The organism is Streptomyces sp. NPDC089919 (genome assembly GCF_040684615.1).
In the GTDB taxonomy this organism is placed as follows: Bacteria; Actinomycetota; Actinomycetes; order Streptomycetales; family Streptomycetaceae; genus Streptomyces.
Genome location: NZ_JBFBGK010000095.1, coordinates 1 through 22,832 on the forward strand (window position 1 = coordinate 1; position 22,832 = coordinate 22,832).

Annotated in this window: 21 protein-coding genes; 15 read left to right on the top strand and 6 right to left on the bottom strand. The window is 73.2% G+C overall.

The genetic code is table 11. The annotated features are described in order from the left end of the window. The first annotated feature begins 78 nt into the window (after positions 1 to 78). From hutI to AB0O40_RS29350, 5 genes are all read left to right on the top strand, one after another. A complete protein-coding gene (gene hutI, locus AB0O40_RS29330) occupies positions 79 to 1,254 on the top strand; it encodes an imidazolonepropionase (protein WP_365047994.1) in 1,176 nt (391 codons plus the stop codon). A gap of 149 nt (positions 1,255 to 1,403) precedes the next feature. After that, positions 1,404 to 2,078, top strand: a complete 675-nt coding sequence (locus tag AB0O40_RS29335; protein WP_365047996.1) for an LPXTG cell wall anchor domain-containing protein — start codon at positions 1,404 to 1,406, stop codon at positions 2,076 to 2,078. Between the two features lie 50 nt (positions 2,079 to 2,128). Then, a complete protein-coding gene (locus AB0O40_RS29340) occupies positions 2,129 to 3,145 on the top strand; it encodes a hypothetical protein (RefSeq protein ID WP_365047998.1) in 1,017 nt (338 codons plus the stop codon). Then, the gene (locus tag AB0O40_RS29345) at positions 3,142 to 4,350 is read left to right on the top strand and encodes a hypothetical protein (protein ID WP_365048000.1); all 1,209 of its coding nucleotides are present in this window, start codon (positions 3,142 to 3,144) and stop codon (positions 4,348 to 4,350) included. The genes AB0O40_RS29340 and AB0O40_RS29345 overlap by 4 nt, the downstream gene beginning before the upstream one ends. Beyond that, positions 4,347 to 5,780: a hypothetical protein gene (locus AB0O40_RS29350; RefSeq protein ID WP_365048002.1), complete on the top strand. Its 1,434-nt coding sequence runs from the start codon at positions 4,347 to 4,349 to the stop codon at positions 5,778 to 5,780. The genes AB0O40_RS29345 and AB0O40_RS29350 overlap by 4 nt, the downstream gene beginning before the upstream one ends. A 98-nt stretch (positions 5,781 to 5,878) precedes the next feature. Here the strand turns inward: AB0O40_RS29350 and AB0O40_RS29355 are convergent, their stop codons facing one another. Then, positions 5,879 to 7,399 carry an oligopeptide:H+ symporter gene (locus AB0O40_RS29355; protein ID WP_365048004.1) on the bottom strand — a complete coding sequence of 507 codons (1,521 nt, stop codon included), beginning with the start codon at positions 7,397 to 7,399 and terminating at the stop codon, positions 5,879 to 5,881. A gap of 358 nt (positions 7,400 to 7,757) precedes the next feature. Here AB0O40_RS29355 and AB0O40_RS29360 point away from each other — a divergent pair, with 358 nt between their 5' ends. Together AB0O40_RS29360 and AB0O40_RS29365 are read left to right on the top strand one after the other, a co-directional pair. Continuing rightward, positions 7,758 to 8,435, top strand: a complete 678-nt coding sequence (locus tag AB0O40_RS29360) for a response regulator transcription factor (protein WP_365048006.1) — start codon at positions 7,758 to 7,760, stop codon at positions 8,433 to 8,435. 50 nt (positions 8,436 to 8,485) lie between these two features. After that, positions 8,486 to 9,751, top strand: a complete 1,266-nt coding sequence (locus AB0O40_RS29365; protein ID WP_365048008.1) for an ATP-binding protein — start codon at positions 8,486 to 8,488, stop codon at positions 9,749 to 9,751. 36 nt (positions 9,752 to 9,787) lie between these two features. On the opposite strand, the gene AB0O40_RS29370 is transcribed toward AB0O40_RS29365, so the two are convergent. After that, the gene (locus AB0O40_RS29370) at positions 9,788 to 10,324 is read right to left on the bottom strand and encodes a GtrA family protein (protein ID WP_365048010.1); all 537 of its coding nucleotides are present in this window, start codon (positions 10,322 to 10,324) and stop codon (positions 9,788 to 9,790) included. Positions 10,325 to 10,550: 226 nt separating this feature from the next. Between AB0O40_RS29370 and AB0O40_RS29375 the strand changes: the two genes are divergently transcribed. From AB0O40_RS29375 to AB0O40_RS29390, 4 genes are all read left to right on the top strand, one after another. Next, the gene (locus AB0O40_RS29375) at positions 10,551 to 11,690 is read left to right on the top strand and encodes a 5-(carboxyamino)imidazole ribonucleotide synthase (protein ID WP_365048012.1); all 1,140 of its coding nucleotides are present in this window, start codon (positions 10,551 to 10,553) and stop codon (positions 11,688 to 11,690) included. Beyond that, a complete protein-coding gene (gene purE, locus AB0O40_RS29380) occupies positions 11,687 to 12,220 on the top strand; it encodes a 5-(carboxyamino)imidazole ribonucleotide mutase (protein WP_365048014.1) in 534 nt (177 codons plus the stop codon). The genes AB0O40_RS29375 and purE overlap by 4 nt, the downstream gene beginning before the upstream one ends. Beyond that, positions 12,217 to 13,392 carry a dipeptidase gene (locus AB0O40_RS29385; RefSeq protein WP_365048015.1) on the top strand — a complete coding sequence of 392 codons (1,176 nt, stop codon included), beginning with the start codon at positions 12,217 to 12,219 and terminating at the stop codon, positions 13,390 to 13,392. Before purE ends, AB0O40_RS29385 begins: the two co-directional genes overlap by 4 nt. A gap of 286 nt (positions 13,393 to 13,678) precedes the next feature. Beyond that, the gene (locus AB0O40_RS29390; protein WP_365048017.1) at positions 13,679 to 14,899 is read left to right on the top strand and encodes a dipeptidase; all 1,221 of its coding nucleotides are present in this window, start codon (positions 13,679 to 13,681) and stop codon (positions 14,897 to 14,899) included. A gap of 24 nt (positions 14,900 to 14,923) precedes the next feature. Here AB0O40_RS29390 and AB0O40_RS29395 read toward each other — a convergent pair whose 3' ends face one another. Then, positions 14,924 to 15,289 (bottom strand): VOC family protein, encoded by a 366-nt coding sequence (locus tag AB0O40_RS29395; protein ID WP_365048019.1) that lies wholly within the window; start codon positions 15,287 to 15,289, stop codon positions 14,924 to 14,926. 115 nt (positions 15,290 to 15,404) lie between these two features. Between AB0O40_RS29395 and AB0O40_RS29400 the strand changes: the two genes are divergently transcribed. Then, complete coding sequence (locus AB0O40_RS29400; RefSeq protein ID WP_365048021.1) at positions 15,405 to 15,896, top strand: CGNR zinc finger domain-containing protein; 492 nt, start codon at positions 15,405 to 15,407, stop codon at positions 15,894 to 15,896. Positions 15,897 to 15,925: 29 nt separating this feature from the next. Here AB0O40_RS29400 and AB0O40_RS29405 read toward each other — a convergent pair whose 3' ends face one another. Continuing rightward, positions 15,926 to 17,266: a UDP-glucose/GDP-mannose dehydrogenase family protein gene (locus AB0O40_RS29405; RefSeq protein WP_365048023.1), complete on the bottom strand. Its 1,341-nt coding sequence runs from the start codon at positions 17,264 to 17,266 to the stop codon at positions 15,926 to 15,928. Between the two features lie 192 nt (positions 17,267 to 17,458). On the opposite strand from AB0O40_RS29405, the gene AB0O40_RS29410 reads away from it, so the two are divergent. Next, positions 17,459 to 18,613, top strand: a complete 1,155-nt coding sequence (locus tag AB0O40_RS29410) for an acyl-CoA dehydrogenase family protein (RefSeq protein WP_365048024.1) — start codon at positions 17,459 to 17,461, stop codon at positions 18,611 to 18,613. Positions 18,614 to 18,774: 161 nt separating this feature from the next. Then, positions 18,775 to 20,262 (top strand): CHAP domain-containing protein, encoded by a 1,488-nt coding sequence (locus AB0O40_RS29415; RefSeq protein WP_365048026.1) that lies wholly within the window; start codon positions 18,775 to 18,777, stop codon positions 20,260 to 20,262. Between the two features lie 23 nt (positions 20,263 to 20,285). Here AB0O40_RS29415 and AB0O40_RS29420 read toward each other — a convergent pair whose 3' ends face one another. Beyond that, entirely contained in the window at positions 20,286 to 20,819 is a 534-nt protein-coding gene (locus AB0O40_RS29420; protein WP_365048028.1) for a MarR family winged helix-turn-helix transcriptional regulator, read from the bottom strand. 147 nt (positions 20,820 to 20,966) lie between these two features. Here AB0O40_RS29420 and AB0O40_RS29425 point away from each other — a divergent pair, with 147 nt between their 5' ends. Beyond that, positions 20,967 to 21,557 (top strand): malonic semialdehyde reductase, encoded by a 591-nt coding sequence (locus AB0O40_RS29425; protein WP_365048030.1) that lies wholly within the window; start codon positions 20,967 to 20,969, stop codon positions 21,555 to 21,557. A 146-nt stretch (positions 21,558 to 21,703) separates the two neighbouring features. Here AB0O40_RS29425 and AB0O40_RS29430 read toward each other — a convergent pair whose 3' ends face one another. After that, on the bottom strand, positions 21,704 to 22,786 hold the full coding sequence (locus tag AB0O40_RS29430; RefSeq protein ID WP_365048032.1) for an NDP-sugar synthase: 1,083 nt from the start codon (positions 22,784 to 22,786) through the stop codon (positions 21,704 to 21,706). Positions 22,787 to 22,832: the final 46 nt, after the last annotated feature.

Consider the following 22,832-nt stretch of genomic DNA (forward strand, 5'->3'; position numbering starts at 1 on the left):
GCCCTGGACCGCCGTGACAACGGCGGCTCGACCGGCCACTGACCCGGGCCCCCGGCCCCCGGGTACTGAGAGGACCCCATGACGTCGACCACCGTCATCACCAACATCGGCAGCCTCGTCACCAACGACCCCGCCCTCGGCGACGGGTCGCCGCTCGGCCTGATCCAGGACGCCGCCGTCGTCATCGAGGGCGAGACCATCGCCTGGGTGGGCCCGGCGGCACAGGCCCCGGCCGCCGAGGCCGGGTACGACGCCCAGGGCCGGGCCCTGATCCCCGGCTTCGTGGACTCCCACAGCCACCTCGTCTTCGCCGGCGACCGCACCCAGGAGTTCAACGCCCGGATGTCCGGCCGCAGCTACTCCGCCGGCGGCATCCGCACCACCGTGGCCGCCACCCGCGCCGCCTCCGACGCGGCCCTGGAGGCCAATCTCGTACGCCACCTCGACGAGGCCCTGCGCCAGGGGACCACCACCTTCGAGACCAAGTCCGGCTACGGGCTGACCGTCGAGGACGAGGCCCGCGCCCTGCGCATCGCCGCCGCCCACACCGACGAGGTCACCTACCTGGGCGCCCACATCGTCTCCCCGGACTTCGCCGAGGACCCGGCCGGCTACGTCGAGTTGGTCACCGGCGAGATGCTGGAGGCCTGCGCCCCGTACGCCCGCTGGGTGGACGTCTTCTGCGAGAAGGGCGCCTTCGACGGCGACCAGGCCCGTGCGATCCTCACCGCCGGCAAGGCCAAGGGCCTGATCCCCCGGATCCACGCCAACCAGCTCAGCTTCGGCCCCGGCGTGCAGCTCGGCGTGGAGCTCGGCGCCGCCTCCGCCGACCACTGCACCCACCTGACCGACGCGGACGTCGACGCGCTGGCCAACTCCGAGACGGTGGCCACCCTGCTGCCGGGTGCGGAGTTCTCCACCCGCGCCCCGTGGCCGGACGCCCGCCGGCTGCTCGGCGCGGGCGCGACCGTGGCGCTGTCCACCGACTGCAACCCCGGCTCCTCCTACACCAGTTCGATGCCCTTCTGCATCGCGCTGGCGGTCCGCGACATGGGGATGACCCCGGACGAGGCGATCTGGTCCGCCACCGCCGGCGGCGCCCGCGCCCTGCGCCGCACCGACATCGGCCGGATCGCCCCTGGCGCCCGCGCCGACCTCGCACTCCTCGACGCGCCCAGCCACGTCCACCTCGCCTACCGGCCGGGCGTCCCGCTGGTCTCCGCCGTCTGGCGGCGCGGGGTCCGCGCCGTCTGAGCGCACCCGCGCCACGCGTCACCCGGACCGGCCGGATCGGCAATGCCCGATCCGGCCGGTCCTTTGTCTTCCCTCTCCAGGATCCCGGGCGTACCTTGACGCCCAATCTGATAAGCCGTCAGTAACTTTGGCCGGAGGGGAACACAGAGGTGTCCACGAAGAAACGCTCCGCCGCGTTCGCGCTGGCCGCGGCGTTGGCCGGTCCGGCGGTCCTGGCCGCCGCCCCCGTGGCCCACGCCGACGTGATCGACGTCGCCTACGACTGCGCCACCCCGATCGGGCCAAAGTCGGCCGTGTCGCCCATCGACATCACCGCCGTCAAGACCGGTGACTCCTACAAGCTGACGATGTCCTTCCAGAAGGGCGTCTCCTCCAGCCCCATCGAGCTGGGCAAGGGCGCGATGCATCCGAGCGCCGTCATCAGGGTCGGCGGCGCCGAGACCGGCACGGTCGCCGTCTCCGGCCCGCCCAACGCGGTCGCCGCGCCCGCCGACACCCCCATCAAGATCAGCGACCTGTCCGGCACCTACACGCCGAAGAAGACCGGCAAGGTCACCTTCACCGCCGGGGTGCTCACCATCAAGGCCATGATGACCACCACCACCTGCACCCCCGGCAACCACCCGCGCCCCTCCCTGGAGTTGCAGGCCACCGCGGCCGGCGGGGGCGCCGTCGCCCAGACCTCGCAGACCGTCGCCTCGCTGCCGCAGACCGGACCGGCGGACTCCGCCCTCGCCCTCGGTACCCTCGGCGGCACCGTCCTGCTCGGTGGTGCGGCCGGGGTGCTCTGGCTGACCCGGCGCGGCGGGCGGTCCCGGGCCTGACCGTCCCCGCCGACCGCCGTACGCACCTCACGCGACAGGGAGAACCGGCCATGCCGTCGCGCCGTAGCCGAACCGCCGCGCTCGCCGCGCTCCTCGCGGCGGCCGTGCTCTGCCCGCCCGCCGCCGCCGGCGCGGCCCCCGCCCGGGGGCCCGTACGGGAGGCCGCGGAGCCCGGCTGGACCGCGGAGCCCGCCGCCGGCCGGGCCACCGCCCCCGGCAGCCCGGACGGCCGGCCGTACTTCTACCTCGAAGGCGTGCCCGGCACCGTCCTGGAGGACGCCGTCGCCCTGGCCAACCCCTCCGGCGCCGCCCGGACGCTCACCCTGCGCGGGGCCGACGCCTACAACGCGGCGGGCGGCGCCCTGGCGGTCCGCCCGGCCGGCGGCTCGGCCGGGGCGGGCGGCTGGATCGGCTTCGGCGCCGGCGCCACCGTCCGGATCCCGCCGCACACCCGCGCGGTGGTCCCCTTCACCGTCACCGTGCCGCCCGGCGCGGTCCCCGGCGACCACCCGGCCGCCGTCGTGGTCTCCGAGGGGGCGCGCGAGGCCGCCGTCCGGGTCCAGCTGCGGGTCCGCGGGCCGGTGCTGGCCGCCCTGACCGTGGAGGACGTGGCGGTCACCGGCCGGGGCGCGGCCACCCGCATCCGCTACGCCCTGGTGAACCGCGGGAACACCGCCCTGACCCCGGAGTTGGGGGTCACCGCGGACGGGCTCCTCGGGGACGTGGCAGGCCGTGCCGCGCACCGGCTGGGCGTGGAGCTGCTGCCCGGGCAGCGGGTGGAGCTCTCCGAACCGTGGCCGGGGGCGCCGGTGTTCGACGCGGTGGACCTCAGGCTGACCGTCACCGCCGCCGGCGGCGCCCGTGCCGAGGCCACCGCCTCGGCCCGCTTCGTGCCCTGGGCGGCGGTGGGCTGGACCGGCGCCGGGGTGCTGGCCCTGGCCGCGGTGGCCGCGGTCGCCGTCCTCCTCGTACGCACCAACCGGGCCGGGCGCGGCACGGATCCCCACCCCCCGGAGCAGGCCGACCGGCCCGGCTCCGCAGCCGAGTTGACGGGAGCGGTCAGGTGAGCGGCACGGTCGGGCGCAGGCGGGCGGACGGTCGGGGGGCCCGCGCGGCCGGGGTGCTGCTGCTCGCCCTGGCGGCCGTACTGGCCGTGGGGCTGCGGGCGGCGCCGGGCGCGTCGGCCGCCCCGGCCCCGAAGCCCACGGTCGAACTCGCCCTCCAGGAGGTCGCCAAGGGCACCGAGGTCACCGTCGCGGGCACCGGGTGGCCGGCCCGCACCCTGCTGATGCTGCTGGTCTGCGGGCAGAACATGATCGGCGGCACCAACACCTGCGCCAACTCCGACGGCCGGGCGGTCACCACCGACGCGGCCGGCCGGTTCGGCAAGCAGCTGCCGGTGGTCGGGCCGCCCAAGCCCTGCCCCTGCGTGGTCCACGTGGCCACCGTCACCGGGGACCAGGCGGAGGCCGACGCCCCCGTGAAGATCACCGACCACCCGGTGGCCGCGCTGCCCTCCGCGGCCGGCAGCGCCCGCCTCGCGGTGCTCGCGGCGGCCCGGCTGGAGGGCGACGACGGCGTGCTGACCTGGTTCGGCGCCCCGCCCGAGCGCCGCCTGGTGGTGACCGTGGGCAACCTGGGCTCGGCCGCGGTGAAGAACCCGGTCTTCCAGGTCGGCACCGCCCACGGGGTCTTCGCACCCCTGTGGGAGGAGCGCGCCTGGAAGGGCACCATCGCGCCGGGCGGCAAGGCCCGGGTCTCGCTGCCCGTCTCCCTCGACGCGGGCGCGTACGGCGACTACTCCGTCTCCCTCAAGTACGGGGAGAAGACCCTGGTCACGCAGCCCTGGGGGGTGGACCGCCCGTACGGCGTGACGCTCTTCTGGATCCTGCTGTGCCTGGTCGTCCCGGCCGGAGTGTTCCGGATCGGGATGGCGGTGGTCGACAAGGTCCGGCCGCGGCCCGACGGGGGTGCCGCCCCCGGCCCCGGCCGGCACCGGGGCGCCGCGGGGGAGCCCGAGCCGCCCGCCGCGGTCACCGCGCGACTGCCCCGGATCCCGGCCGCCTTCACCAAGCGGCCGGCGGCCGCCGAGCCCGCACCGCCGCCGGAGCCCCCCGGCGCCTCGGACACCACCACGACCACCACGGCGGTCCTGCCGTGGTTCACCCCGGACACCGCGCCGGGCGCACCGCAGACTTCCGCACCCAGCACGTCCGCACCACAGACGTCCGCACCGTCTGAGAACCGATCGACGACGAAGGGACATTCGTGAAGACCCAACGGAGGGTGAGCGCGGCCGCCGTCGCGCTGCTGCTCGGCGGCGCGGGCATCCTGGTGGCGGCAGCCCCCGCCCAGGCCGCCGAGATCAAGTTCAAGGTGACCTGCCAGCCGCCGCCCGGCGGCGGGGGACCGGTCTCCGGCGAGACCACCGCGAGCATCACGGCCCCGGCCACCGCCAAGGTGGGCGACACCGTGGACGTGGTCTGGAAGACCGTGAAGCCGGCCTCGAACAACACCGACCTGATGGATATCCCCAAGGACGCGGTCCTGCCGACGGGGTGGCTGAACGTGAGCGGCGGGGGCGCCCAGCTGAAGGTGGTGGGTGCCAAGGAGAACCCGCCGATCCCCAAGAAGGCGCCGATGGTCCTGTCGGACATGAAGGGCAAGCTCAAGCTGACCAAGGCCGGCAAGATCACCCTGACGCCGGCCAACTACAACGTGGACGTCAGCCTCTTCGGCAGCGTCTTCACGACCAAGTGCACGCCCGACGGCAGCGTCCCGGTGGGCGCCACCATCGACGTCTCGGCCGGCTCCACCGGCGGCACGACCTCCGGCACCACGTCCGGTACCACCTCCGGCACGACGTCCGGTACGACCTCGGGCACGACCTCCGGCACCACGTCGGGCACGACCTCGGGTACGACCTCCGGGACCACCGCCGGTACGACCTCCGGCACCACCGCGGGCACCACGTCGGGCACCACCGCCGGGACCACCTCCGGTACGACGGCCGGTACCACCGCCGGATCGACCGCGGGCTCCACCGCCGGCACCACCACCGGCGGCAACGGCGGCCAGAGCGACTTCCCCGGCACCGAGGTCGCGGTCACCTTCGCCTGCACCCCGCCCGGACCGGCGAGCATCCAGTCCAAGGTGACCATCAGCGCCAAGAAGAGCGGCGGCGGCTACGCCCTGACGGTGAAGACCGCCAAGGGCGTCATGAAGAGCCCCGCCCCGCTCACCCCGGGCGCACTCAAGCCCTCGATGAAGGTCAAGCTCGGCGGCGCGGAGAGCGGCACGGTCGACGTGTCCGGCCCGGCCAACGACAAGCCCATCGCGGCGCAGCAGCCGGTGGACCTCTCCGACATGACGGGCACCTACACGCCCGGCAAGTCCGGCAAGGTCACGCTGAGCCCCGGTGACCTCACGATCACCGTCTTCGGCACCACCAAGATCCCCTGCACGGCCAAGTCGACCTCGGTCTCCCTGACCCTGGACACCGCGGCCCAGCCGGGCGGCACCACGGGCACCACCACCGGCACCACCACGGGGACCAACGGCGGCCCCGGCGGCCTGGCGCACACCGGCGCCGACGGGGACGCGGGCCTGCGCGCCCTCGGCCTGGTCGCCGGCACCGTCATCCTCCTCGGCGCCGCCGTCTTCACCTTCACCCCCTGGCGCCGCCTCCGCGGCCAGCGGTAGGGCCGCGCGTACGGGTGCCCCGCGCGCCCGTACGCACGGGAAGGGCCCCGGCACACACGAGGTGTGCCGGGGCCCTTCCGCGGAGTGCGACCGTCGGGTCAGTGCACGTCGCCCATCAGGGCCTGCACCTTCTGGCGGTACATGTAGACGGCCAGACCGGCGACCACGGCCAGACCGGCCTGGAGGCCGATGATGCCGATGCCGTTCAGGTCCACGCCGGCCGTGGAGAGCAGACCGGTGGTGCAGTCACCGGCGGTGACCGCGAGGAACCAGACGCCCATCATCTGCGAGGCGTACTTCTGCGGGGCCATCTTCGTGGTGACGGAGAGGCCGACCGGGGAGAGGCACAGCTCACCGATGGTCTGGATCATGTAGATGGAGACCAGCCACATGGGGGAGACCAGGGTGTGGCCGTCGGAGGCCATGTTCATCGGGACGATGAAGACGAAGAACGAGGCACCGACCAGGATGATGCCCATCGCGAACTTCACGATGGTGTTCGGCTCCTGGTTCTTGCGCGCCAGCCACAGCCACAGCCAGGCGAAGACCGGCGCCAGCGCCATCACGAAGAGCGGGTTCAGCGACTGGTACCAGGTGGCGGGGAAGCCGAAGCCGAAGACCTTGTCGGCGGTCTTGCCGTCCGCGAACAGGGAGAGCGTGGAGCCGCCCTGGTCGTAGATCATCCAGAAGACGGCCGCGGCGACGAAGAACCAGATGTAGCCGGTCATCTTCGACTGCTCGGTGGCCGACAGGTCCTTGTCGCGCTTGATCTTGGTGAGCACCGCGATGGGGATCAGCAGACCGGCCAGCATCAGCGGGACCATGGCCCAGTTCAGCGTGTACACGCCGGCGGCGACGACCACGCCGTAGAACACCGCGACGGCCAGGGCGACCATGATGACCTTGGAGATCATGGCCTTGCGCTCTTCGGCGGTCAGCGGGTTCGGGACCTCGCTGGACTTGGCGCTCAGGTGGCGGGTGCCGAACAGGAACTGGGCCAGGCCCAGACCCATGCCGACCGCGGCGAGCGCGAAGCCGAGGTGCCAGTTGACGTTCTCACCGAGGGTGCCGATGACGAACGGGGCGACGAAGGCACCGAGGTTGATGCCGACGTAGAAGAGCGTGAAGCCGCCGTCACGACGCGGGTCGTCCGGACCGTCGTAGAGGTGGCCGACCATCGTGGAGATGTTGGCCTTCAGCAGACCGGAGCCCATCGCGACCAGGATCAGACCGACGAAGAACATCGCCTGGCCCGGGATCGCCAGCGCGAGGTGACCGGCCATGATCACGAAACCGGCGATGGTGACGGTCTTGCGGGCGCCCCAGACGCGGTCGCCGAACCAGCCGCCCGGCAGGGCCATCAGGTAGACCATCGACACGTACACGGAGTAGATGGCCGTGGCCGTGGCCGCGGTCATCGCCAGGCCGCCGCCCTGACCGCCCTTCGCCATGTCCGCACCGCCGGAGACGATGTACAGGACGAGGAGAGCGCGCATGCCGTAGTAGGAGAAGCGCTCCCACATCTCGGTCATGAAGAGAGTGGCCAGGCCACGGGGGTGGCCGAAGAAGGTCTTCTGGCCGGTGGTGCCGGCCGAATCCTTGATCAGGCTCGATGCCATGGTCGTTCCTTGCTGTGCTCGGGACGCTTCGCTTTTTGAGCGGAGTGCGCCCGGTGAGGGGCGGCCGTCACGCGCTTCGTCGCGCACGAGGGCCAAGCCCAGCGGGGGGTCACTGACGGACACATAAGAAGGGACCTTCTGGGCTGTCTGCGCAGAAAGGTCCACGGATAGTGCATCAGATGTGTCGCCACCATACGACACGACAGTGCCGGATATGGAAGGACTTGAGATATGGATCACAGGATTCCGGGGAACCGTCTGACCATAATCAAAGGACTACACCAAGTCATATCCGCAGTTCCGCAGGGCTGGGCGATCGCCCCACGAGCCACGCCCGCCGCGGACTACCATCACCCACATGACGCGTGTACTGCTCGCCGAGGACGACGCATCCATCTCGGAGCCGCTGGCCCGCGCCCTGCGCAGGGAGGGCTACGAGGTCGAGGTCCGCGAGGACGGCCCCACCGCCCTCGATGCCGGACTGCAGGGCTCCGTCGATCTCGTCGTCCTCGACCTGGGACTGCCCGGGATGGACGGCCTCGAGGTCGCCCGCCGCCTGCGGGCCGAAGGCCACGGCTTCCCGATCCTGGTCCTGACCGCCCGGGCCGACGAGGTCGACACCGTGGTGGGCCTGGACGCGGGTGCCGACGACTACGTGACCAAGCCCTTCCGGCTGGCCGAGCTGCTGGCCCGGGTCCGGGCCCTGCTCCGGCGCGGCGCCACCGAGCCCGCGCAGCCGCCGGCCACCCACGGCGTGCGGATCGACGTCGAGTCCCACCGGGCCTGGATGGGCGACGAGGAGCTCCAGCTCACCGCCAAGGAGTTCGACCTGCTGCGGGTCCTGGTCCGGGACGCCGGCCGGGTGGTCACCCGCGACCAGCTGATGCGCGAGGTCTGGGACACCACCTGGTGGTCCTCCACCAAGACGCTCGACATGCACATCTCGTGGCTGCGCAAGAAGCTCGGCGACGACGCCGCCAACCCGCGGTACATCGCCACCGTCCGCGGGGTCGGTTTCCGTTTCGAGAAGAGCTGAGTCCCGGAAGAGAGAGGGCCGGCGGCACGAGCTGAGCCCGGAGCACTGACATGCGCAGCCGTCTGATCAACTCCACCCTCGCGGTGGTGCTCGTCGTGATCGCGGTCTTCGGCGTCTCCCTGGTGATCGTGGAGACCCGGACCATCACCAACAGCGCCCAGGACGCCGTCCAGGCCGAGGCCCTGCACCTCGTCGGGATCGTCGAGGCCCGGGTCCTGGAGAAGGCGCCGCTGGACGCCGCCGCCCTGGCCGGGCAGCTCGGCCCCGACCGGTACGCCCGCATCGAGGTCCCCGGCCACCCCGCGGTGGAGCTGGGGGAGCGGCCCGAGGGCTCGGTGATCCGCGGCCGGGAGCACGGCGAACAGGGCGAGACGGTCACCGTCGAGGAGCCCCGCTCCATCGTCACCAAGGAGGTCGGCCGCACCCTGGTCGTGGTGGGCGCGGTGGCCCTGCTGGCCGTGGTGGCCGCGGTGCTGCTCGCGGTCCGCCAGGCCAACCGGCTGACGTCCCCGCTGACCGACCTCGCCGAGACCGCGGAACGCCTCGGCTCCGGCGACCCCCGGCCCCGGCACAAGCGGTACGGGGTGCCCGAGCTGGACCGGGTCGCGGACGTCCTGGACGCCAGCGCCGAGCGGATCGGGCGGATGCTCACCGCCGAGCGGCGGCTCGCCGCCGACGCCTCGCACCAGCTGCGCACCCCGCTGACCGCGCTGTCGATGCGGCTGGAGGAGATCACCGTCACCGACGACCTGGAGACGGTGCGCGAGGAGGCCTCCATCGCCCTGACCCAGGTCGAACGGCTCACGGACGTGGTGCAGCGGCTGCTCACCAACTCGCGCGACCCCCGCACCGGCTCCGCGGTCCCCTTCGACCTCGACGAGGTCGTCAAGCAGCAGGTGGAGGAGTGGCGGCCGGCCTACCGCAGCGCCGGCCGGGCCATCGTCCGCTCCGGCAAGCAGGGGATGCGGGCGGTGGGAACCCCCGGCGCGGTCGCGCAGGTGATGGCCGCCCTGATCGAGAACTCCCTGATGCACGGCGGCGGCACCGTCGCCCTGCGCACCCGCGTGACCGGCAACCAGGCCGTCATCGAGGTCACCGACGAGGGCCCCGGGGTCCCCGCGGACCTCGGCAACCGGATCTTCGAGCGGGCCATCAGCGGCCGCAACTCCACCGGCATCGGCCTGGCCGTGGCCCGGGACCTCGCCGAGGCGGACGGCGGGCGGCTGGAACTGCTCCAGACGCACCCGCCGGTCTTCGCCCTCTTCCTCAGCCGCACGCCCCCGGCCCGACCGGAACCGGAACGCCCGGTCCGCTGACCGGACGGCGGCTCCGGAGGCCCTGGCGGCGGTGGGTCAGTGCCGCACCGGCTGGCGTACCGGCTGCCCGGGCGCGCCGGGGCCGCCGACGGCCGGCCGGGCGGCCTCGGCGGCGGCGGGGACCTCCGCCGGTGCCGGCATCGTCTTGAAGACCCACGTCCGGTACGACCAGAAGCGGAAGGCCGTGGCCACGCCGATGCCCAGGAACTTGAAGACGTTGCTCTGCAGCGGGGTGTCCCAGCCCAGGCCGTAGGTCGCGGCGTACAGCAGGCCGTTCTCGATCACCAGGCCGGCCGCGCTGAACAGCAGGAACAGGGTCAGCTCGCGGGTCCGGCCGCTCTTGTCGCGGTCCCGGTAGGTGAAGTAGCGGAAGCCGACGTAGTTGAAGGCGATCGCGACCACGGTCGCGATCACGCTGGCACGCACGACCTGGAGGTCGGTGGCGTGCCGGAGCAGGTTGAAGACGCCCAGGTTGACCAGCAGGCCGAGGCCGCCGACCGCCCCGAACTTGGCGATCTCCCGGCCGAGCCCACGTACTCGCCCGAAGAGGTCCGCCCGCTTCGACGCGTTCATGGTGATCGTTCAGCCCCTGTCGGTCGATTGCGTCAACTCGAATGCGTCAACCAAGCCATGTTAAGCGTCGCCCCGCCGGTACGCCCGTGGCTTGCGGAACACGGGGGGCAGGAGCATCCGGAGCGACGGGGCCACCTGCGTGACGGCCCGTTCACCCTCTGCTGACCGGCCCTGACCTGGGCGGCCGGGTCTCCGGGCGCACCCGGGCGGCGGATACCCTGGAGGAGTGACGTTCCCGGTAGTCGGCATGGTCGGCGGCGGTCAGCTCGCCCGCATGACCCACGAGGCGGGCATCCCCCTCGGCATCAGATTCAAGCTCCTCAGCGACACCCCACAGGACTCGGCGGCCCAGGTGGTGAGCGAGGTCGTCATCGGCGACTATCGCGACCTGGACACGCTGCGCGCCTTCGCGCGCGGCTGTGACGTGATCACCTTCGATCACGAGCACGTGCCCACCGAGCACCTGCGGGCCCTGGAAGCGGACGGCATCCCCGTCCGCCCGGGGCCCGACGCGTTGGTGCACGCACAAGACAAGGGGGTGATGCGCGCCAAGCTCGACGAGATCGGCGCGCCCAGCCCCCGCCACCGGATCGTGGCCGATCCGGCGGACGCGGCGGCCTTCGCCGAGGAGGTCGGGGGCTTCCCGATCATCCTCAAGACGGTCCGCGGCGGCTACGACGGCAAGGGCGTGTGGTTCGTCCGCACCCCCGAGGACGCGGCGGACGCCTTCAAGGCGGGAGTGGCCGTCCTCGCGGAGGAGAAGGTCGATTTCGTCCGCGAGCTCGCGGCGAACATCGTCCGCTCCCCGCACGGCCAGGCGGTGGCCTACCCCGTCGTCGAGTCCGTCCAGGTGGACGGCGTCTGCGACACGGTCATCGCGCCCGCCCCGAACCTCTCCGAGGAGCTCGCGGGCGAGGCCCAGGCGCTGGCCCTGCGCATCGCCAAGGAACTCGACGTGACCGGCCACCTGGCCGTCGAGCTCTTCGAGACGGCCGACGGCCGGATCCTGGTCAACGAACTCGCCATGCGGCCGCACAACAGCGGCCACTGGACCCAGGACGGCGCGGTCACCTCGCAGTTCGCCAACCACGTACGGGCGGTCCTCGACCTGCCGCTGGGCGATCCGCGCCCGCGCGCCGCCTGGACCGTCATGGCGAACGTCCTGGGCGGGGACTACCCCGACATGTACGCGGCGTACCTGCACTGCATGGCCCGCGACCCGCAGCTCAAGATCCACATGTACGGCAAGGACGTGAAGGCGGGCCGCAAGGTCGGCCACGTGAACACCTACGGCGACGATCTGGACGACGTGCTGGAGCGCGCCCGTCACGCAGCCGGCTACCTCAGGGGAACAATCACCGAATGAGCACTCCCTCCTCTCCTCTCATCGGCATCGTGATGGGCTCCGACTCCGACTGGCCGGTCATGGAGGCCGCCGCCCAGGCGCTGGACGAGTTCGAGGTCCCCTACGAGGTGGACGTCGTCTCCGCCCACCGGATGCCGCACGAGATGATCGCGTACGGCGAGCAGGCCGCGGACCGCGGCCTGAAGGCCGTGATCGCGGGCGCCGGCGGCGCCGCGCACCTGCCGGGCATGCTCGCCTCGGTCACCCCGCTGCCGGTCATCGGCGTCCCGGTGCCGCTGAAGTACCTGGACGGCATGGACTCGCTGCTCTCCATCGTGCAGATGCCGGCCGGCGTGCCGGTCGCCACCGTCTCGGTCGGCGGCGCCCGCAACGCCGGTCTGCTCGCGGTCCGCATCCTGGCCACCCAGGACCCCGAACTCCTCGCCCGCATGAAGGAGTTCCAGCAGGAGCTGAACGACCAGGCCACGGAGAAGGGCAAGCGGCTGCGGGCCAAGGTGGCCGGCCAGGAGTCCTTCGGGTTCGGCAAGTGAGCGCCGCCGGCCGCCTGGCGGAGGCCCGCGAACTGCTCGCGGGCCACCCCGTCGTCGACGGGCACAACGACCTGCCGTGGGCGCTGCGCGAGCAGGTGGCCTACGACCTGGCACAGCGCGACATCGCCACCGACCTCAGCGGGGTCCTGCACACCGACCTCCGCCGGCTGCGGGCCGGCGGGGTGGGCGCGCAGTTCTGGTCCGTGTACGTGCGCTCCGACTACGCCGGCGACCGCGCGGTCAGCGCCACGCTGGAGCAGATCGACGTGGTCGGCCAGCTGATCGAGCGGTACCCGGCCGACCTGGTGCGCGCCCTGACGGCCGCGGACATGGAGAAGGCCCGGGCCGAGGGCCGGATCGCCTCGCTCATGGGCGCCGAGGGCGGCCACTCCATCCACAACTCCCTGGCCACCCTGCGCGCGCTGCACCGGCTGGGCGTCCGCTACATGACGCTGACGCACAACGACACCATCGACTGGGCGGACTCGGCCACCGACGAGCCCCGGCACGGCGGCCTCACGGACTTCGGCCGCGAGGTCGTCCGCGAGATGAACCGGATCGGCATGCTGGTCGACCTCTCGCACGTGGCGGCCACCACGATGCGGGACGCGCTGGACGTCTCCACCGCGCCGGTGATCTTCTCGCACTCCTCGTCCCGGGCGGTCTGCGACCACCCGCGCAACGTCCCGGACGACGTCCTGGAGCGGCTGCCGGCCAACGGCGGCCTGGCGATGGCCACCTTCGTGCCGAAGTTCATCCTCCCCGCCGCGGTCGCCTGGACCGCCGCGGCCGACGAGAACATGCGCGCGCACGGCCTGCACCACCTGGACACCACCCCGGCGGGGATGGCGGTCCACCGGGCCTTCGAGGCCGCCAACCCGCGGCCGGTGGCCACCGCCGCGACCGTCGCCGACCACCTGGACCACATGCGCGAGGTCGCCGGCGTGGACCACATCGGCATCGGCGGCGACTACGACGGCACCGCCTTCACCCCGGCCGGCCTGGACGACGTCGCGGGCTACCCGAACCTGATCGCGGAGCTGCTGCACCGCGGCTGGTCCAAGCCCGACGTGACGAAGCTGACCTGGTCCAACGCGGTCCGCGTGCTCCGCGACGCCGAGTCGGTCGCCGCGGCCCAGTCGGACCTGCCCCCGTCCAACGCCCGCCTGTAGCGAATCCCCACCCGACCGCCCGGGCGGACCCTGTCGGTCCCCCCGGGCGGTCGTGGTGTGTGGGGGAGGCCCTTGAACGGGCCTGACAGCCATGCCCGCTCAAGGGTCGCGGGGCCCCACACACCACGACCGCCCCCTGGCCCGCTCCTGCCGCGGGCAGACCCCCAGCGGCAGCAGCCCTCCGTCGCCCCCATTGACCCGAACGCCACACCCGCCGAGAACCCAGGCGTCACACGTGTCACGGTGGCAACCAGTCCCTGCTGCCGCCGAGACCGGAGCGAACGCCATGGCCGACCTGCAGGATGACCCCCACGAGGGCCCCGGCGCCGTGACCGCCCCCGCCGACCCGCCCGCGGTGCCCCCGGTACCGGTGGAGGCGGCCGCCGAGCTGCCCTCGCAGGCCGACACCACCGAACCGGCCGACCCGGCCGACGAGGCCGCCTCCGCGGCCGTGGCGGAGGCCGAGGCGATCACCGCGGTCGCGGCCGACGCGGCTGCCACGGTGGACGCCGCCGTGCGGGCGCTGCTCGCCGGGCACCCCGTCGTGGACGGGCACAACAGCCTGCCGCGGATGCTGCGGCTGACCCCGCACCACGACCTGGAGACCTCCGAGAACTCCGTGGACACCGACATCCCGCGGCTGCGGGCCGGCGGCGTGGGCGCGCAGTTCTGGTCCCTGCTGCCACCCCAGGACGCGGACGGCCTGCCGGCCGCCGAGGACGTGGTGGCCGAGACCCTGGACCAGCTCGACATCGCCCGCGACCTGGTCCGCAGCTACCCGGACAGCCTGCTGCTGGCGCTCGGCCCGGACGAGCTGTCCGACGCCCGCAACCGGGGTCGTATCGCCTCGTTCCTGGGGCCGGTCTCCGGACGCACGCTCACCGGCTCGCTCGGCCCCCTGCGGGCCTTCCACGCCCTGGGCGTGCGCAGCCTCGCCCCGGCCGGCGCGGCCTGGGCCGAGCCCGCGCTGACCGCCTTCGGGCACGAGGCCGTACGGGAGATGAACCGGCTGGCGATCCTGCTGGACCTGGCGGGCTGCACGCCCGAGGCGGCCCGGCGGATCATCGCCGCGTCCAAGGCGCCGGTGGTGGTCTCGCACGCGGGCGCCGCCGCCCTGCACCCGCACCCGCGCAACGTGCCCGACGAGGTGCTGGCCGCCCTGGGCGCGGCCAAGGGGCTGTTCATGGTGTCCTTCGAGCCGGAGCTGCTGGGTGCCGGCGAGGTGACCCTGGCCACCGTCGCCGACCACCTCGACCACGCCCGCGCGGTCGCCGGCCCGCACTCGGTGGGCCTCGGCGCCGCCTTCGGCACCGACCCCTTCACCCCGCGGGTCGCGGGCCTGGAGGACCCGGCGGGCTACCCCCGGCTGCTCGCCGAGCTCTGCACCCGCGGCTGGTCCGAAGCCGACCTGACCCTCCTGACCTGGTCCAACGCCCAGCGCGTGCTCCGCGACGCGGAGTTCACCGCCCGCGCGGCCCAGCACCGCCGGAGCGGCCCCTCAGCCTGACGCGGGGGCCGCGAGGGCCGCGGGTCAGCAGGCGCAGAGGCAGAAGGGGTGGCCGACCGGGTCCGCGAAGACCCGCCAGTCGCGGTCCGCCGGGCCGCGCTCCAGCAGCTTCGCGCCGAGGGCGAGGACCTGCTCCTCGGCGGCGTCGAGGTCTTCGACGGTCAGGTCCAGGTGGAACTGCTGCGAGCCCTCCGCGGACGGCCACTGCGGCGGGACGTGGCCGGCCGCCTTCTGGAAGGCCAGCCGGGTGCCGCCGTGGCCCTCGAGGTCGGCCCAGCGGCCCTCCTCGTCGACCTCGGCGGTCCCGCCGATCAGCGAGGCGTAGAACTCGGCGAGGGCGAGCGGGTCGGGACAGTCCAGGACGACGGCCCCGAGCGTGGCGATGGCCATGTCTCCTCCTGAGGATGCGATCGGAATGCCTACGGGTTACCGGTAAACATCCTGTACCGGTAACGCCGAGGGTAGCCGTTACCTGATCACGCCGCTAGGAGGTAACGTCGATCTCATGACGGAGAGAGCGCCCGCGCCCGGAGGGCTCGCGCTCATCGAGGCGCTGATCAACTCGCTGAGCCTGGAGACCGGGGAGGACCGGCTCGCGGGCGAGCTGGGGCTGTCCGGGGCCGCGCTGGCCGAGGCGGCCGCCCTGCGCGAGCCGCTGCGGGCGGCGCTGCACCTGCACGCCGGGCATCCCGCGTCCGCCGAACGGCTCGCCGAGCTGAACCGGCTGCTGGCGGCGGCGCCGCTGGCGGTCGCGGTCGGCGACGCGGGTACGGCGGAACTGCGGCCGGACCCGGCCGCGGGCATCACCGGGCGGGTGGCCGGGGCCATCGCGGAGGCGGTGGCGGCCGGGACCTGGCACCGGCTGAAGGCGTGCGCGGCCGAGGACTGCCAGTGGGCCTACTACGACCGCAGCCCGGCGGGCCGGGGCCGCTGGTGCACGATGTCCGTCTGCGGCGCCCGCGCCAAGATGCGCACCTACCGCTCCCGCCGGCCGTGACCCGCCCCTGAGGGGGGCGGGGGAGGGGGTCAGGCCCGGGGGCGCCCCATGGCCCGGTAGGTCCAGCCGGCGGCGCGCCACAGGGACGGGGAGAGGGCGTTGCGGCCGTCGAGGATCAGCGGGGTCGAGGCCACCGACCGGAGCGCGGCCGGGTCGAGGTCCCGGAACTCCTGCCACTCCGTCAGGTGCAGCACCACGTCCGCCCCCGACACCGCCGCCACCGCCGACTCCGCGTACGCCAGGGTCGGGAAGACCCGGCGTGCGTTGTCCATGCCCTTGGGGTCGTAGACCGTGACCTGGCCGCCCTGGAGGTGGATCTGGCCCGCGACGTTCAGCGCCGGCGAGTCCCGCACGTCGTCCGAGTCCGGCTTGAAGGTGGCACCGAGCACCGCCACCCGCTTCCCCAGGAAGGAGCCGCCCACCGCCTCCCGCGCCAGCTCGACCATGTGCCCGCGCCGCCGCATGTTGATCGAGTCGACCTCGCGCAGGAAGGTCAGCGCCTGGTCCGCGCCCAGCTCACCGGCCCGGGCCATGAAGGCCCGGATGTCCTTCGGCAGGCAGCCGCCGCCGAAGCCGATCCCGGCCCGCAGGAACTTCGCCCCGATCCGCTCGTCGTACCCGATCGCCTCGGCCAGCTTCACCACGTCGCCGCCGGCCGCCTCGCAGACCTCGGCCATCGCGTTGATGAAGGAGATCTTCGTGGCCAGGAAGGAGTTCGCGGCGGTCTTGACCAGCTCGGCCGTCGGGAAGTCGGTGACCACCATCGGCGAGCCCTCGCCCACCGGCGTCGCGTAGACCTCCCGCAGCACCTTCTCGGCGTGCGCGCTGCGCACGCCGACCACGATCCGGTCCGGGTGCAGGGTGTCCTGCACGGCGAAGCCCTCGCGCAGGAACTCCGGGTTCCAGGCCAGCTCCACCGCCTCGCCCGCCGGGGCCAGCTCCGCCAGCCGGGCCGCCAGCCGCTCCGCCGAGCCCACCGGCACCGTCGACTTGCCGACCACCAGCGCCGGCCGCGTCAGGTGCGGGGCCAGCGAGGCGAAGGCCGTGTCGACGTACGACATGTCGCAGGCGTACTCGCCGTGCTTCTGCGGGGTGTTCACGCAGACGAAGTGGACGTCGCCGAAGGCCGCGGCCTCCTCGTAGGAGGTGGTGAAGCGCAGCCGCCCGGTCGAGCCCTCGATCCCGGCCACGTGCGCCCGCAGCAGTTCCTCGAGTCCCGGCTCGTACATGGGGACGCGGCCCTGCGACAGCATCTCGATCTTCTCGGGGACGACGTCCAGCCCCAGCACCTCGAAGCCCAGCTCGGCCATGGCGGCGGCGTGCGTGGCGCCGAGGTAGCCAGTGCCGATCACGGTGATCTTGAGGGCCATGCGGTGCTCCTGGGGGACAACGGAGGGAACGACGGCCCCCGAGCATAGTCGGGCGGATTCGGGGGACTTTCCCCCCGTGTACGCCCCGGTTGTCACGCAGCTCACTCCGCGCGCTCGTATCGGTGCGGAGGGCGTGCGCACTAGACTTCGGTTACTTAACAGTAGTTAACGTCATCTGGGGAGTGAGAGACCTTGGCGGGTTCCGACTTCGACCTGTACCGCCCGGCCGAAGAGCACGACATGCTCCGCGAGTCCGTCCGCGCGCTCTGCGAGGCCAAGATCGCGCCCTTCGCCGCCGCCGTGGACGAGGAGGCCCGCTTCCCGCAGGAGGCCCTGGACGCCCTGGTCGCCAACGACCTGCACGCCGTCCACGTCCCCGAGGCGTACGGCGGCGCCGGGGCGGACGCCCTGGCCACCGTGATCGTCATCGAAGAGGTCTCCCGCGTCTGCGCCTCCTCCTCGCTGATCCCGGCCGTCAACAAGCTCGGCTCCCTCCCGGTGATCCTCTCCGGCTCCGAGGAGCTGAAGAAGAAGTACCTGGGCCCGCTCGCCAAGGGCGACGGGATGTTCTCGTACTGCCTCTCCGAGCCGGACGCCGGCTCCGACGCGGCCGGCATGAAGACCCGCGCGGTCCGTGACGGCGACTTCTGGGTGCTCAACGGCGTCAAGCGCTGGATCACCAACGCCGGCGTCTCCGAGTACTACACGGTCATGGCCGTGACCGACCCGGAGAAGCGCTCCAAGGGCATCTCGGCCTTCGTCGTCGAGAAGGGCGACGAGGGCGTCTCCTTCGGCGCCCCGGAGAAGAAGCTCGGCATCAAGGGCTCCCCGACCCGCGAGGTCTACCTCGACAACGTCCGCATCCCGGCCGACCGCATGATCGGCGCCGAGGGCACCGGCTTCGCGACCGCCATGAAGACCCTGGACCACACCCGCATCACCATCGCGGCCCAGGCGCTCGGCATCGCGCAGGGCGCCCTCGACTACGCCAAGGGCTACGTCCAGGAGCGCAAGCAGTTCGGCAAGCCGATCGCCGACTTCCAGGGCGTGCAGTTCATGCTCGCGGACATGGCCATGAAGATCGAGGCCGCCCGCCAGCTGACCTACGCCGCCGCGGCCAAGTCCGAGCGCGTCGACTCCGACCTCACCTTCTTCGGTGCGGCCGCCAAGTGCTACGCCTCCGACGTGGCCATGGAGGTCACCGTCGACGCCGTCCAGCTCCTCGGCGGCTACGGCTACACCCGCGACTACCCGGTCGAGCGCATGATGCGCGACGCCAAGATCACGCAGATTTATGAAGGCACGAACCAGGTCCAGCGCATCGTGATGGCCCGCAACCTGCCGTAACCGGCCCGCGGTCCCACGACACCGACGACCCCCGGCGCGCCGCGCCGGGGGTCGTTCCTGTGTGCCCGGGGCGGGATGCCGGCGGTGGACGGGCCTTTGCGGGGGCTCCCCGGCCGGGCAGGATGATCTTTTTCGTCCAACTGCCTTTCGGGGGGAACCACATGACCGCTCGCCGCGCCGCCGGCATACGCACCGGCACCCGCGGGAGAACCGCCACCCGGCTGCGGACCGCCGTGCTCGCCGCTCTCGCCGCCGGACCGCTGCTGGCCTCGCTGGCCGTCGCCCCCGCCCGGGCCGACGCCCCCTCGGTCGCGGCCATCGCCCGCGCCCAGGTCGGCGGCAGCTGCGGCGACTACGCCTGCCAGAACCCGGGCGCCTGGTGCGCCGAGTTCATCCGCTGGGTCTGGAACCGGGCCGGGGCCGACGTCTCGGGCATCACCCCGGCGGCCATCAGCCTGTACGACTACGGCCGGAACAAGGGCACCGTGCACGGCACGCCCCAGGTCGGCGACGCCGTCCTGTACGACAAGGACGGCACGCTGGGCGACCGCGAGGCCGACCACGCCAACATCGTCGTCTCGGTCTCCGGCGACTACATCGAGACCGTCGGCGGCAACGAGAGCAACGGCGTCCGCTTCCGCGAGTCCTTCAACTGGCGGACCAGTTCCAGCCCGGTCGGCGCCGGCCGGGCGCTGGCCTTCGTCGGCCCCGCCGGCCTCTCCGAGACCCCCTCGGTGCCGGTCAGCACGGCCGGGGACCTCTTCCACGCGATCCGCGCCGCCGACGGCACCTGGACCTCCTTCCAGCCGCTGAACGGCTTCGGTGGCGCGCCCTTCTTCAACGCCCGGCAGCAGTCCCTCGCCGCCACCCCCGACGGTTCGACCCAGTCGCTGGCCATCGGCAACGACGGCGACCTCTACACCACGGCCCGCTACCCGGACGGCTCCTGGACGGCCTGGGTGCCGCTCGCGGGCGCGGCCGGCGCCCCGCACTTCGCCGCCAAGGGGCAGGCCATCGCCGGCATGTCCAACGGCGACGCCCAGGTCGTGGCCCTCGGCACCGACGGCCGGATCCAGCACAACACCCGCCTGGTGACCGGGGTGTGGACCGGCTGGACGCAGGTCGGCACCTGGCAGGCCCAGAAGGTCGCGGCGGCCGGGCTGCCGGACGGCAGCCTCCAGGTCCTGATCGTCGGCAACGACGGCAACCTCTATCACTCCGTCCGCCGCCCCGACGGCACCTGGCAGAGCTGGCACGCGGTCGCCGGGACCGGTCAGGCCGCCACCTTCCAGGCCAAGGAAATCGCCATCGCGGCGCTGCCGAACGGCGACGCCCAGGTGGTGGCGGTCGGCGCCGACGGCAGGGTGCAGCACACCATCCGCTTCGCGGACGGCTCCTGGCAGGGCTGGGGCGCGCTGGACGGCTTCGGCGGCGCGTCCTCCTTCGCGGCCTCCGCCGTCGCCGTCACCGGCATGCCCAACGGCGACGCGCAGCTGCTCGCGGTGGGCAACGACGGCAAGGCGTACCACGACATCCGCTACGCGAACGGCCAGTGGCAGGGCTGGCGGGCCACCGGCGCGGGCGCCCGGCAGGTCGCCCTCGCGGGCACCCCGGGCGGCGCCGCCCAGATGCTGATCACCCGAAGCTAGTCCCGACTCCGGGAGGGCCGGCGTCAGCCGCAGCCCGTCTCCGCCTCCGGGCAGGGCCGGCCCTCCTGGTCGTCGACGACCGCGCCGAAGACCTCGGCCAGGGTGTCGGCCTGGCCGGCGCCGACGTGCCGGGCGAAGTGCCGCCGCACCCCGCGCACGTGCGTGGGCCAGGCGGCCTCCAGCGCGGCCAGGCCCTCCTCGGTGAGCGCCACCAGGGTCGCCCGCCGGTTGCAGGGGTCCGGCTCGCGGCGGGCGTACCCGGAGCGCTCCAGCCCGTCCACGATGCGCGTGATGCCGCTGGTGCTGTAGACCAGCGCGGCCGCCAGCTCCTTCATGTACATGCGGCGGCCGGGCGCCTCGGAGAGCTGGACCAGGGCGTCGTACGTGAGCAGCGGCATGCCGTGGGCCGCCCGCAGCTCGGCGTCGAGCGCGCGGAGCAGCAGGGCGTGGGCGCGGATGCTGAGCCGCCAGGCGGCGGCGCAGGTGGCGTCCAGCGGTTCTTCCGGCGCTTCCGGTGCGGGTCCGGTTCCGGGGCCGCTCGGCAGGGGGGAGGGCATACGGGAATGATACCCAGGCCGACTGTCGTTACCAGGATTGTCCGCACGCGGAATGTTGATGTATAAATATCAACGGAAGCGGCCCCCGCCGCACCAGGCGGTGTCCGCACCGCACCGCACACCCCGCCGGCTCGGAAAGGCCCCACCATGTCTGTCGCGCTCGACTCCCAGGCTCTCGACCAGATCTTCCGCGAGGCCCACACGGCCGGCGCCTTCACCGACGAGCCGGTGACCGACGAGCAGCTCCAGGCCATCTACGACCTGGTGAAGTTCGGCCCCACCGCCTTCAACCAGTCGCCGCTGCGCATCACCCTGGTCCGCTCGGACGAGGCCCGCGCCCGCCTGCTGCCGCTGCTGGCCGAGGGCAACCGCGCCAAGACCGGCGCCGCCCCGCTGGTCGCGATCCTCTCCGCGGACAACGAGTTCCACGAGGAACTGCCCCGCCTGTTCCCGGCCTTCCCGCAGGCGGCGGACCTCTTCTTCGGCGAGCGCCCGGTCCGCGAGCGCTCCGCGCTGCTGAACGCCGCGATGCAGTCCGCGTACTTCATCGTCGGCATCCGCGCCCTGGGCCTGGCCGCCGGTCCGATGAACGGCATGGACCACGCCGGCATCCAGAAGGAGTTCCTGGACGACGACCACACCCCGTTCATGGTCGTCAACATCGGTCAGCCCGGCGAGAACGCGTACTACCCGCGCTCCCCGCGCCTGGCCTACGACGAGGTCGTCACCACCATCTGATCGCGACCCTCTGGTCACGATCATCTGATCAGGCGCCCCATCGCGCGCCCGATCCCCGCGTCGCAACGGACCCGCCCGGGCCCGCCACCACCGGTGGCAGGCCCGGGCGGGTCTTCGCGTACGGACCGGCGGCCGCCGGCCGCCGACTACTGGTCCGAGGAGAAGCGGACCGCGCCCGCCGGCAGCACCGCCCCGCACCAGACCCGGGCACCCGGGTGCAGCTCGTTGTCCGGGCCGATGTCCGCCCCGTCCCCGACGACCGTGCCCGACAGGACCGTGCGGGCCCCGACCCGCGCGCCCGGGCCCACGTACGAGTCGGTGACCTGGGCCCCCGGCCCGATCCGGGCGTCCGCCAGGACCGCGGAGCCGTGCAGGTGCGCGCCCGCGCCGACCACCGCGCCCGCGCAGACGACCGTGCCGCCGGAGAGCTTGGCGTCCGGCGCCACCGAGGCGCCCGGCAGGACCAGCGACTCGCCGAGCCGCCCCGGCACCGCGGGGGAGGGGGCCCGGCCCAGCACCAGGTCGGCCGAGCCGCGCACGAAGGCCTGGGGGGTGCCCAGGTCCAGCCAGTACGTGGAGTCGACCATGCCCTGGAGGTGCGCCCCGGCGGCCAGCAGGTCCGGGAAGGTCTCCCGCTCGACGGAGACCGGCCGGCCCGCCGGGATGGTGTCGATCACCGAGCGCCGGAAGACGTAGGCGCCCGCGTTGATCTGGTCGGTGACGATCTCCTCCGGCGTCTGCGGCTTCTCCAGGAAGGCCAGCACCCGGCCGTCGGGGTCGGTGGGCACCAGCCCGAAGGCCCGCGGGTCCTCGACCCGCGACAGGTGCAGCGAGACGTCCGCCCCCGAGTCCCGGTGCGTGGCCAGCAGCGCCGGGATGTCCAGCCCGGTCAGGATGTCGCCGTTGAAGATCAGCACCGGGTCGTCCGGGCCCGAGCGCAGGTGCCCGGCGACGTTGCGGATCGCACCGCCGGTGCCCAGCGGCTCCCGCTCGGTGACGTACTCCAGGTGCAGGCCCAGCGCCGAGCCGTCGCCGAAGTACGGCTCGAACACCTCCGCCAGGTAGGAGGTGGCGAGGACGACGTGCTCCACGCCCGCCGCCCGCGCCCGGGCCAACTGGTGGGTGAGGAACGGCACGCCCGCCGCCGGCACCATCGGCTTCGGGGTGTTCACCGTCAGCGGGCGCAGCCGCGTCCCTCTGCCGCCGACCAGGAGGATCGCCTCAGTCACCGTACGTTCTGCTTCCTACTGGCCTGACCTGGGAATTTCCGAGGTG